At 67.4% G+C, this 11,350-nt stretch carries 11 protein-coding genes, 1 rRNA gene and 1 riboswitch; of the genes, 1 reads left to right on the top strand and 11 read right to left on the bottom strand.

From position 1 onward, the window contains the following. Positions 1 to 133 precede the first annotated feature (133 nt). Positions 134 to 230: riboswitch (glycine riboswitch) on the bottom strand. A gap of 120 nt (positions 231 to 350) precedes the next feature. Then, positions 351 to 722, top strand: coding sequence for a PRC-barrel domain-containing protein (locus tag ACYVO6_RS40760; protein WP_461070481.1), 372 nt, complete (start codon positions 351 to 353; stop codon positions 720 to 722). Between the two features lie 205 nt (positions 723 to 927). Here the strand turns inward: ACYVO6_RS40760 and ACYVO6_RS40765 are convergent, their stop codons facing one another. The 11 genes from ACYVO6_RS40765 to rrf all read right to left on the bottom strand — a co-directional run. Beyond that, positions 928 to 2,286 (bottom strand): DNA polymerase IV, encoded by a 1,359-nt coding sequence (locus ACYVO6_RS40765; RefSeq protein ID WP_461070483.1) that lies wholly within the window; start codon positions 2,284 to 2,286, stop codon positions 928 to 930. A gap of 91 nt (positions 2,287 to 2,377) precedes the next feature. Continuing rightward, a complete protein-coding gene (locus tag ACYVO6_RS40770) occupies positions 2,378 to 3,055 on the bottom strand; it encodes a MerR family transcriptional regulator (RefSeq protein ID WP_461070485.1) in 678 nt (225 codons plus the stop codon). 245 nt (positions 3,056 to 3,300) lie between these two features. Beyond that, positions 3,301 to 3,774, bottom strand: a complete 474-nt coding sequence (locus tag ACYVO6_RS40775) for a bifunctional nuclease family protein (RefSeq protein WP_033327106.1) — start codon at positions 3,772 to 3,774, stop codon at positions 3,301 to 3,303. Positions 3,775 to 3,859: 85 nt separating this feature from the next. Next, complete coding sequence (ftsR, locus tag ACYVO6_RS40780) at positions 3,860 to 4,588, bottom strand: transcriptional regulator FtsR (protein WP_461070487.1); 729 nt, start codon at positions 4,586 to 4,588, stop codon at positions 3,860 to 3,862. 42 nt (positions 4,589 to 4,630) lie between these two features. Beyond that, positions 4,631 to 5,515 (bottom strand): FHA domain-containing protein, encoded by an 885-nt coding sequence (locus tag ACYVO6_RS40785; RefSeq protein WP_461070504.1) that lies wholly within the window; start codon positions 5,513 to 5,515, stop codon positions 4,631 to 4,633. Between the two features lie 148 nt (positions 5,516 to 5,663). Continuing rightward, entirely contained in the window at positions 5,664 to 6,575 is a 912-nt protein-coding gene (locus tag ACYVO6_RS40790; protein ID WP_461070489.1) for a DUF881 domain-containing protein, read from the bottom strand. Positions 6,576 to 6,580: 5 nt separating this feature from the next. Then, entirely contained in the window at positions 6,581 to 6,913 is a 333-nt protein-coding gene (locus ACYVO6_RS40795) for a small basic family protein (RefSeq protein WP_033327114.1), read from the bottom strand. Continuing rightward, a complete protein-coding gene (locus ACYVO6_RS40800) occupies positions 6,910 to 7,803 on the bottom strand; it encodes a DUF881 domain-containing protein (RefSeq protein ID WP_461070491.1) in 894 nt (297 codons plus the stop codon). Before ACYVO6_RS40800 ends, ACYVO6_RS40795 begins: the two co-directional genes overlap by 4 nt. Before the next feature lie 98 nt (positions 7,804 to 7,901). Continuing rightward, positions 7,902 to 10,397, bottom strand: coding sequence for a sugar phosphate nucleotidyltransferase (locus tag ACYVO6_RS40805; protein WP_461070493.1), 2,496 nt, complete (start codon positions 10,395 to 10,397; stop codon positions 7,902 to 7,904). 116 nt (positions 10,398 to 10,513) lie between these two features. After that, positions 10,514 to 11,122, bottom strand: a complete 609-nt coding sequence (locus tag ACYVO6_RS40810) for a CDP-alcohol phosphatidyltransferase family protein (RefSeq protein ID WP_344393326.1) — start codon at positions 11,120 to 11,122, stop codon at positions 10,514 to 10,516. Positions 11,123 to 11,274: 152 nt separating this feature from the next. After that, positions 11,275 to 11,350, bottom strand: a 5S ribosomal RNA gene (rrf, locus tag ACYVO6_RS40815); the annotation flags it as partial.

The raw sequence follows: 11,350 nt of genomic DNA on the forward strand, positions 1-11,350 counted from the left end.
CGGTGCCCGGACGGCCTCCCCCTCTGTCATCTCAACCTGAGAGCTTCACCGGCCCGCCGGTTGTACGGCGTTCCGGCTTTCACCGTCGGTGAGAGCGGAAGCCGTCGACACCCGCTCTGCTTTCCAGAGTGGCCTCGTCCGCGCGGTACGTGGGCCTGAGAGATTCCGGGGAGGATTTGCTCCTTCGGCGCCTCCAATGAAGCCTTGGAGGACTCTCCCGCACGGGGTCAGCGGCCGTTGACAGCGTACCAGCGGGCACCCTCCGAGTGGCCGCCCACCGCAAAGTGCTCTTTCGTAGTGCTTATGGATGCGTAGTGCTGACGGATGAGTTGTGACCAGCTGGAGGGCCCGTGCAGACCGACATCGATCCGCGCAACCTGATCGGCCGCAAGGCGTTCGACCGCAACGGCCACAAGATCGGCACCGTCGACGAGGTCTATCTCGACGACGCGACCGGTACTCCGGAGTGGGCGGCCATACGCACCGGCCTGTTCGGCAGAGATGCCTTCGTGCCCCTGGAGCCCAGCGAACTGGTCGAGGGAACCTTGCGGATTCCCTTCGACCGCGCCCTGATCAAGGACGCCCCCGACTTCGGCGTCGGCCGCCACCTCTCCCCGGAGCAGGAACTCCAGCTCTACCACCACTACGGCCTCGACGTGACACCCCCGCCCCCGCCCCCGGACCGCGACTTCGGCCACCTGGCAGGCTCGGACGAGTCCTAAGCGGGCTTGCCTAAGCCCGGTGCGGTACCCGCGCCCCGGAGGCCGCAGGCCTCTTAGGGGCGCGGGGCTGTGACATATGCGGCTCCGCCGCGATGGGGGTCCCCCCGCTCATGGGGGTCCCCCCGCTCGAGCGAAGCCGAGAGTGGGGCGAAGCCGAGAGTGGGGGAGCGACCAGCCACAACGGACCCGCAGATTCCAGCCCGCGTTACCCAGCGGAGCGCAGCGGCAGCGGATCCGCCGACTCCAGCTCCGGATCGTCGATCCGGAAGGTGCGTACGCGCCCGGGTTCGGAGTCGGGCGTCTCGAACCGCACCGTGACCCGCCCGATGCCACTGCCCTGCACCCACCCGTGCCCGAACTCGGCATGCCGTACGTCATGCCCCGCGGACCACCGCCGCACGGCGGGCGCCTCCTGCTCTTCGGCCGACTCCTCCGCCTCGTCCTGCGTCTGATGTCCCGGCTCATCCGCGTGAGCCTGGGCCTCGGCCTGCGCCTGAACTTGCGCGAAGAGATCCTCCTGCGTGTAGTCGGCGAGCCCCGACACCCCGACCCCCAGCAGCCGTACGCCGCCAGTGGTGTCCACGGACTCCAGCAGCCGCGCGGCCGCCTCCCGCACCACCGAGGGGTCGTCCGTGGGACCCCGCAGCGTCTCGGAACGGGTCAGCGTCGAGAAGTCGTACCGCCGCACCTTGAGGACAATGGTCCGCCCCGACAGATGCGCGCCGCGCAGCCGCCGCACACACCGGTCGGCGAGCCGCTGCACCTCCATCCGCACCCGCACCCGGTCGTGGATGTCCACGTCGTACGTGTCCTCGACGGACACCGACTTGGTATCCCGCTCGGCCACCACGGGCCGCTCGTCGTGCGCCAGCGCCATGGCGTACAACGCGATCCCGTGGGCCTTCCCGAGGAGCCGCACGACCTCGTCCTCACCCGCCTCGGCGATCTCCCCGACTGTCGTGATCCCGGCCCGCCGCAAATGGTCCCCGGTGGCCGGCCCCACCCCGGGCAAGATGCGCACCGTCATGGGAGCGAGCAGTTCCCGCTCCGTCCCCGGCTCTATCACTACCAGACCGTCGGGCTTGGCCTGCTCGGAAGCGATCTTCGCGAGCATCTTGGAGGCGGCGAGCCCCACCGACCCGGTCAGCCCGGTGACGGCCCGGATGTCCGCACGCAGCTTCGCCCCCGCCAGCCGCGCCGAAGCCTCGTCCCAGGCCGCTCCCCGGGCCTCCAGATCTACGAACGCCTCGTCCAGGCTCAGCGGCTCCACCAGCGGCGACAGCTCCCGCAGTAGCCCCATCACCTGCTCGCTGATCTCGCGGTAGAACCCGAAACGGGGCACCAGATACGCGGCGTTCGGCGCCAGCCGTCGCGCCTGCGCCATGGGCATCGCGGAATGGACCCCGAAGACCCTGGCCTCGTACGAGCAGGTCGCGACGACACCCCGCGGCCCGAGTCCACCCACGATGACTGCTTTCCCGCGCAGGCTCGGCTTGGCTGCCTGCTCCGCCGAGGCGAAGAAGGCATCCATGTCGAGATGCAGGATCGTGGGCGCGGTTCTCACATATCCGATGCTGCCCTACGCCACTGACAACGCCCCCGTACACAGGAGCCTCGCCCCGGCGTGTAGGGCCCTCGCCCCTCCGACCGCTCGCTCAAACCGCGCGGTTGCGGCGCCGCGCCAGCTCGTCCGCGGGATGATGTCCGACGAGCGTCTCGCCCGTGTCGACGCGCTCGCCGTGCAACTGCGAGAGCGCGCTCTCCACGTCCCGCCAGACCACACCCACGGCGATCCCGAAGATCCCCTGCCCACCTTGGAGCAGCGCGTGGACCTCGTCGGGCGAGGAGCACTCGTACACCGTCGCACCGTCGCTCATCAACGTCATGCGCTCGAGGTCACGGAATCCGCGCTCCCGCAGGTGCTGGACCGCGGTACGGATGTTCTGCAGCGCCACACCCGTGTCGAGAAACCGCTTGACGATCTTCAGGACGACAACGTCACGGAAGCTGTACAGCCGCTGCGTCCCCGACCCGTAAGCGGGCCGCACACTCGGCTCGACGAGGCCTGTGCGGGCCCAGTAGTCCAGTTGCCGGTAGGTGATGCCTGCTGCCGCGCAGGCCGTGGGACCGCGATAGCCGATCTCCTCGGACACCACCCCGACACCGTCCGGCACCGCCGCCGGCCGCTGCTGCGGAGCGTGGTCGGCCGCGCTGCCCTGATGGGGGTACCCCCTGCTCGAACGGAGCCGCGAGCTGGGGGGAGGGTACGGGCCGCTCTCCACCGGACTGCGTCCGGGGGCACCCCCAGCCGTACCGTCGCCGCTGCTTCTCACGCCGACCTCCGTCCTTGACCTGCCTTCTCGACGGTAGGCAGTCACCGGGGGTGCGTCAACGACCACCGCACTCGGCACGCCGAGTGATAATCACCCTAGGAGTGGTTTCCCGTGCCCCACCGCGGGGAAAGGCTAGCCGAATACTCTCGGCGCGACCGCCGCACGCCCTGTCGTCCGGCGGTCCCGGAGGGTCACTGGATATTCGCCCCGAAGCCGGGGCCCTGGTTATGGAGGATCAGGCCGGGTCACTGGCTGTTGGTCCCGAAGTCTTCGGGCGAGATCTGGTCGAGGAACTCGCGGAACTTCTCCACCTCGTCCTCCTGCTCGTCCGGAATCGCGATCCCCGCGTCGTCCAGCACCCCGTCGCTGCCGTAGATCGGCGTCCCGGTGCGCAGCGCCAGCGCTATGGCGTCAGACGGCCGGGCGCTGACCTCGACTCCGCTGGCGAACACCAGCTCCGCGTAGAACACACCGTCCCGCAGGTCTGTGATGCGCACTTCGGTCAGCTCCTGGCCGACGGCCTCCAGCACGTCCTTGAACAGGTCGTGGGTCAGCGGTCGCGCGGGAGCCATGCCCTGCTGTGCGAAGGCGATCGCCGTCGCCTCCCCCGGCCCGATCCAGATGGGGAGGTAACGGTCGCCTCCCACTTCACGCAGGAGCACGATCGGTTGGTTGGAGGGCATTTCGACCCGGACACCTACGACGTCGAGCTCGTTCACACAGCAACCCTAGGCCGTGCTCGGCATCTTTGGGTAGTCGAGCACGGAACGCGCGGCCGATCCGGCCTCGGCACATGCCTCGGGTTCAGGGCAGCCGTACTCCGAGCGCGGACTGCACCAGCGCGGCATGCAGCTTCACCGCCAGCCCCGCCAGCTCCTTGGTCCGCGCCTCCGCGTGTGCCCGGGTCTGCGGATTGCGGTGCAGGCGCAGCGGGGCGACGACCTGGTCCACGAGCCCGGCCTCACGGTCGGCGGCGGCCTTAACGGCGCGCAGATGCCGCGGCTCGATTCCGAAGCGCCCGAGCTCCACGACAAGGCCGGCCACGGTCACCGCCTCGGCATCGTAACCCCCGTCCGGCAACGGCATGATGAGCCCGTACGACTCCCACTCATCGAGCTCCTGCTCACCGATCTCGGCCGCGGCCAGCAGCTCGGCCCGCCCGATCCGCGCCGCGGTGGGTCCCTCCGGCTCGTCGACGGCCTCGCCGTCACGCTGCCGCCCCAGCGACGGCAACTGCACCGCCTCACCACGCTCCATGGCATCCAGATGCTCGCGGATCACCTTCAGGGGCAGATAGTGGTCCCGCTGCATCCTCAGTACGTGGCCCAGGCGCTCGACATCTTCCGGGCTGAACTTCCGGTACCCCGACGGCGTCCGCTGCGGCTCGATGAGCCCCTCCGACTCCAGGAAGCGGATCTTGGAGATGGTGACTTCGGGGAACTCGTCGCGCAGTACGTTCAGCACCGTGCCGATACTCATCAGCCCACTGGCGGCGGCGCCGTTCCCGGCACCGCCGCTCGGTGTTTGAAGCATGGCCCTTCCCTGGGGTCCCCCCGGACGGATTCTGGGGGAGGGTCAGATTCCCCGCTGGCTCGCGTAGAAGACCAGCCGGTACTTGCCGATCTGCACCTCGTCGCCGTTCGACAGCGGGACGGAGTCGATCCGCTCCCGGTTGACGTACGTACCGTTCAGGCTGCCGACGTCCGCCACCGTGAACGTGCCGTCCGGCTGCCGACGGAACTCCACATGGCGACGCGACACGGTCACGTCGTCCAGGAAGATGTCGCTCTGCGGATGACGGCCCGCCGTGGTCAGGTCGCTGTCCAGCAGGAAGCGGCTGCCCGAGTTGGGGCCGCGGCGCACCACCAGAAGTGCCGAGCCGAGCGGCAGCGCGTCCACAGCTGCCTGCGCCTCGGGAGACAGCATGGGCATCTGCGTCTGGCCGGTGGCCTCGGCGTCATAGGCCTCGAGGCCCGAGATGGAGATCGTCGAGGTGGTCTCCGACGGGCGCTCGGCGGCCGCTCCGGCCCGCAGCGGCGCGCCGCAGTTGGAGCAGAACCGGCTGTTCTCCGCGTTGCGGTTCCCGCACCTCGTGCACACCAGGGCCGACATGGACGGATCCTCCTGCCGCGGCTGTCCTGCCTGGGCATTGGACGCGTACGGGTCGGGGGAGAACCCTCCACCCGCACTTGAGGTTGACGGTTCCCCGAAACCTATGCGGCCGGACTGGGCAGGGTCAACAGACGGCGCGCCCTGACCACCGGAAATGTCACCACCTGGGCCACCGAGCTGATCTCGGAACAGCGGGCGCTCCCCCTGCCCTTCGGCATCTTCATGGCGCGATGCGCGATGTCGGGCAGTGGCATTGTCGCTGCCCTCTTTCGCGCTCTTGCCAAACCACTTCGCAAACAACTTCACGGGCGATTCCCCTTGACCGAAACAGACCCGCCCGTGGGGCAGGACGAACCCTGATTACACACAGCGGTCGAGCCAGACATCCTCACAACGTCCGCATCCACCAGACAGTTTCCACCACGCACCACCCATTCGGTGCGTCGACCCCCCGCAACGTCATGCCCTCGACGAGCGGCCCGCATGCGCCCCCGCCTCACGGGGAGGACGACCGAGCGTAGTCAGGCTGCTTCGCTGGTCGCAAGGCGTCCACGACGATCTTGTCGGAGCGCTCCACCGTGACAGTGGCCTGCTCCTTCTCCAGAGTCTGCACCACCCCGCCGGGGATGTTGAGCGCCGGTTCGAGGTCCTGCGGCCTGCCGATGACCTTGAAACGATAGGGCGGGCTGATCTTGTTCCCGTCGACGCTCACTCCACCTCCGCTCGCGTCCGTCAGATAGGTGCTGGCGACCACCCGTACGCCATTGACCTGGATCGCTTCCGCTCCGGCTGCGCGCAGCTCCTGGATCGCGTCGAGCAGCATGTCGGCCTCGACCGTCCCCTTCGTGTCGTCGATGGTCAGCGTGATGCCGGGTCCCTGCGCCGCCACCGTGCCCGCAAGTATGCCGAGCTGCTTCTCCTTCTCGACCGTCTGCTTGCGGGCCTCCTCGGCCTGGTCCGAACTGTTCTCCAGCTCGGTGCGCTGATCTTCGAGACCTCGTTTCTCCTCTTCCAGACGCTGAGTACGGTCGTCCAGTTCATCGAGGATGCGTACGAGATCTTCCTGACGCGCGCCGCGCAGGGCACCGTCGCCGTCGCTGTTGGACGCCACCTGAACGGCCAGGCCGAAGCCGAGGCCGAACAGCAGGAGGGCGACGATGAACTGCGCACGTGACAGGCGTGGCGGCCACAGGCCGTTCACCAGCCGCTGGCGACCGGACAGGGGCGGCTCGATCTGCTCCGGCTCGGTCTCCAGAGCCTCCGAGGCTTCGGTTTTCGGCGTCTGAGGAGCCTCGGTTTTCGGTGTCTCCGGGACCTCAGCCGGCACCTCTTCGGGCAGCTTCTTGCGCAGCGGGTTCTCAGGGGCCGACTTGGGGGCCTTCTCAGAGGTCTCGTCCTGGTTGCTCATCGGCCTCACGCCCGGAACACGTGCCGGCGGATCGCCGCGGCGTTGGAGAAGATGCGGATGCCGAGGACGACCACGACGCCCGTGGACAGCTGAGCGCCGACGCCGAGCTTGTCGCCCAGGAAGACGATCAGCGCGGCCACCACGACGTTGGACAGGAAGGACACCACGAAGACCTTGTCGTCGAAGATGCCGTCGAGCATCGCGCGCAGCCCGCCGAACACGGCGTCGAGCGCCGCGACCACGGCGATCGGGAGGTACGGCTCGACCACCGCCGGAACTTCCGGCCGAACCAGCAATCCAGCCAGGACTCCCACGACGAGGCCCAGTACGGCGATCACGATGTGCCCTTCTCTGTGCTCGGTTCTGCTGTTCGTACGATCACGCTCGGCGCGGCGGGCAGCCGGACGTCATCCTCGACGGAAAGGGCGGTCCGGATCCCGAAGTTCTCGTGCAGCGCCTGCAGATACAACCCGTCAGCACTGCTCTGGAACTCGCTGCTCAGCCCCTTGCCGTCCCCCACCGCGAGCACCGTGTACGGCGGCACCAGCGGCTTGTTGTCGACCAGTATCGCGTCACCCGCCGCCCTGATCGCGGATAGCGCCGTCAGCCGCTGCCCGTTGATCGAGACGGCTTCGGCGCCCGATGCCCACAAGCCGTTGACGACCCGCTGCAGATCGCGATCCCGTACGCGCCCCGTGTCGGAGAAGCCCGACGTCTCGCGCGCGTCTGAGTCACCGCTCTGATCGGCTTCTTTCGCGTCGTTCACGACCAGCTTCACGCCGGGACCGTGCACTTCGACCGCTCCGGACAGAATGCCGACCAGTTCGCCCCGGTCGCCGCCGTGTTTCTTCAGAGCCTCGCGCTGCCGAGCACTCACGTCGTCGCGCAACTCGTCGACACTGTCCTCGATCTTGTCGGCCACCGCGGTCTCACGGTCGATACGGTCGATGAGTTCCTCGCGCTCCTTGGCGACGACCGGAGCCGCTATCCGCGCCTGTGCTGCCCCCACGGTGACCACCAGGGCCGCGAGTACCAGGCCGGCCGCGAGACCGAGCTTCGCCCGCAGCGTCTTCGGCATGCCGCCAGCGTGCTCGGCCTGCTTGCGGGCGGCCGCCTCCGCATACCCCTCGTCCAGGCTGTGGTCCATGACGTTGGTGAGCAGCGACATGGAGGCGTCCGGGCGCGGAGGGCGCGTGGGGGTGCTCCGGACAGGGGGGTACTGCGGCATGCCGCACATCGTCGCACGTCGCGACCGCTACCTCCGAACGGCCCCACCGACGTGCCGAACGGGCCCCATTGGGGGCACCGTTCGGCACGCGCGCGTGCTCAGCGCCCGGCGCTGTCCACCACGGACGACCACTCGTCGAGCAACGCCTGGGCGGAAGCGTCGTCGGGCCCCTCGGCCCACAGATGCGTGACCGCCTCGGCCGGATCCGGCAGCACCATCACCCAGCGCCCGTCGGTCTCCACGACCCGTACGCCGTCGGTCGTGTCCACGAACCGGTCACCGGCCGCCTCCACCACACGCCGCATCACCAGGCCCTTGACAGCCCAGGGAGTCGCAAGATCGCGCTTGAGGACATGTGCCCGCGGAATCCGCGCGTCGATCTGGCTGAGTGTGAGCTGTGTGCGCGCCACCAGACCGATGAGCCGTACGAAGGCCGCCGTACCGTCGAAGACACTGCTGAACTCCGGCACGATGAACCCACCGCGCCCATCGCCTCCGAAGATCGTCGAGTCGTCGCGCCCGACCCGCGTCAGATCGTCCGGCGAGGTGGTCGTCCAGTCGACCTGAGTCCCGTGGTACGCCGCCACCTGCTCGGCGATCCTCGTGGTGGTGACCGGCAGTGCCACCCGCCCGCTGCGCCGCTCGGCAGCCACCAGGTCGAGCATCACGAGCAGCGCCCGGTCGTCCTCGACGATCCGCCCCTTCTCATCGACGAGCGAGAGCCGCTCACCAACCGGGTCGAACCGCACCCCGAACGCGGCCCGCGCCGAGGCCACGATCTCCCCGAGCCGCACAAGCCCCGACCTGCGCGCATCTGCCGTCTCGGTGGGCCTTGACTCGTCGAGACCGGGATTGATGGTCAACGAGTCGACACCAAGCTTGCCCAACAGACTGGGCAGCACTAGTCCGGCGCTCCCGTTCGAGGCATCCACGACCACCTTCAACCCGGATTCGGCGATCCCGGTCGTGTCGACATTCCTGAGCAGGGAGCCGGTGTACGAGTCGAAGACGCTGGCCGGAAAGTGCAGGTCTCCGATCTCGCCCGGGAACGCACGCCGGTACTCCTGCCGCGCGAAAACCCGGTCCAGCTTGCGCTGACTCGCCTGCGACAGATCTGCCCCACGCCCGTCGAAGAACATGATGTCGACCGAGTCCGGAACCCCCGGCGTCGTCCGGATCATGATCCCGCCGGCACTGCCCCGAGCGGTCTGCTGCCGCGCCACCGGCAGCGGTACGTTCTCCAGGTCCCGTACGTCGATGGCGCTGGCCTGCAGCGCCGAAATGACCGCCCGCTTCAGCGCACGAGCACCCCGGGAGTGATCGCGGGCGGTCGTGACCGTGGAGCCCTTCTTGAGCGTCGTCGCGTAAGCCCCCGCCAGGCGGACGGCGAGCTCCGGCGTGATCTCCACATTGAGAATTCCGGACACCCCGCGGGCTCCGAAGAGATGTGCCTGACCGCGGGACTCCCAGATGACCGAGGTATTGACGAAGGCGCCCGCCTCGATGGTCTTGAACGGGTAGACGCGTACGTTCCCCTGCACGATCGATTCTTCGCCGACGAGGCACTCGTCGCCGATGACGGCGCCGTCCTCGATACGCGCGGCACGCATGATGTCGGTGTTCTTTCCGACGACACAGCCGCGTAGATTGCTGTGCTGGCCGATGTACACGTTGTCGTGAAGAACGGCCTTGTGCAGAAAGGCCCCGCTCTTCACCACGACGTTCGAGCCGACAACGGTGTGCTCACGGATTTCGACGTCGGCCTCGACCTTGGCGTAGTCCCCGATGTACAGCGGCCCCCGCAGCACTGCATCGGGATGTACCTCGGCGCCCTCGGCCACCCACACACCGGGCGAGATCTCGAAGCCGTCGAGTTCGACATCGACCTTGCCCTCCAGGACGTCGGCCTGCGCCTTCACATAACTCTCGTGTGTACCGACGTCCTCCCAGTACCCCTCGGCGATATAGCCGTAGACTGGCTTGCCCTCCTTCATCAGCTGTGGGAAGACATCACCGGACCAGTCGACGGGAACATCAGCCTCGACATAGTCGAAGACTTCGGGCTCCATGACATAGATGCCCGTATTCACGGTGTCCGAGAAAACCTGGCCCCAGGTCGGCTTCTCGAGGAAGCGCTCGACCTTGCCTTCTTCGTCGACGATGGTGATGCCGAATTCCAGCGGATTGGGGACCCGCGTCAGACAGACAGTGACGAGCGCACCCTTTTCCTTATGGAAATTGATCAACTCGGTGAGATCGAAATCGGTCAGAGCATCACCGGAGATCACAAGGAAAGCGTCGTCCTTCAACGCCTCTTCGGCGTTCTTGACGCTGCCGGCAGTACCGAGTGGCTTCTCCTCATTGGCATAGGTGAGCTCCATTCCGAGCTCTTCACCGTCGCCGAAGTAGTTCTTGACCAGCGAGGCCAAGAACTGCACGGTTACGACGGTCTCGTTGAGCCCATGCCGCTTGAGCAGCCGCAGCACATGCTCCATGATTGGGCGATTGGCCACGGGCAGGAGCGGCTTGGGCATGCTTGAGGTCATAGGGCGAAGGCGTGTGCCTTCGCCTCCGGCCATCACGACGGCCTTCATGTCGGAAGCGTCCTCCTTGAAGAGATGACGGTCTAGCCGACTTCACCCGTCCAGATTGTCCCGCACATTCGGTCTGCGGGCCATCAGAGGCCACTACGACTGCCCATTCGGCGAGCTCAATCGGCCATGGCGTCCGCGCGGACAAGGCGGCGGACCTGAACCACGTAGAGGATCCCTGCCCACCAGTAGAGCGTTGTACCCCATCCTGCGAACGCCCATCCGAAAATAGCAGCGAGTGACGCGATCCATCCACTTCCGTCACTGAGCAACAGCAACGGGAAGGCATACATCAAGTTGAACGTAGCTGCCTTCCCAAGGAAGTTCACCTGCGGCGGCGGATAGCCGTGGCGCCTGAGGATGCCCACCATCACCAGCAGAACCAGCTCTCGCGCCAACAGGACGGCCGTCAGCCACAACGGCAGAATCTCGCGCCAGGTGAGACCGACCAAAGTCGACAGAATGTAGAGTCGGTCGGCCGCGGGATCCAGTAGCCGGCCGAGACTGCTGATCTGGTTCCAGCGCCGGGCGAGCTTGCCGTCCAAATAGTCGCTGATCCCGCTCAGCATGAGCACCAGCAGTGCCCAGCCGTCGCTCTTGGGCCCGCCGAACTCAGGCCAAAGGATCAGCCACAGGAAAACGGGTACGCCAACAAGACGCGCCATGCTGAGGATGTTCGGGATGGTGAGGACCCGGTCTGTCTGGACGCGGGTCTCTTGGACCTCCACCCGGGGGCCTCCTGTGGGAACGTGCCGACGTTGCGACCTGACCTTACCCGCAGGCATCTCCCTGCGGCGCGGAGGGGGTTCGGGAAGCATCCTGGAAACAAAAAAGCTCCGGTCCTCGGACTTATCGTCCGAGGACCGGAGCTCCAAAGGGAGTTCGGCGGTGTCCTACTCTCCCACAGGGTCCCCCCTGCAGTACCATCGGCGCTGTGAGGCTTAGCTTCCGGGTTC

The sequence above is a fragment of the Streptomyces pseudoechinosporeus genome (assembly GCF_054783935.1).

Bases quoted from the DNA above. Each gene is read 5' to 3' on its own strand.
- ACYVO6_RS40805 (WP_461070493.1), bottom strand. From the start codon at position 10,397: ATGAAGGCCGTCGTGATGGCCGGAGGCGAAGGCACACGCCTTCGCCCT.
- ftsR (WP_461070487.1), bottom strand. From the start codon at position 4,588: ATGCTTCAAACACCGAGCGGCGGTGCCGGGAACGGCGCCGCCGCCAGT.
- ACYVO6_RS40800 (WP_461070491.1), bottom strand. From the start codon at position 7,803: ATGCCGCAGTACCCCCCTGTCCGGAGCACCCCCACGCGCCCTCCGCGC.
- ACYVO6_RS40790 (WP_461070489.1), bottom strand. From the start codon at position 6,575: ATGAGCAACCAGGACGAGACCTCTGAGAAGGCCCCCAAGTCGGCCCCT.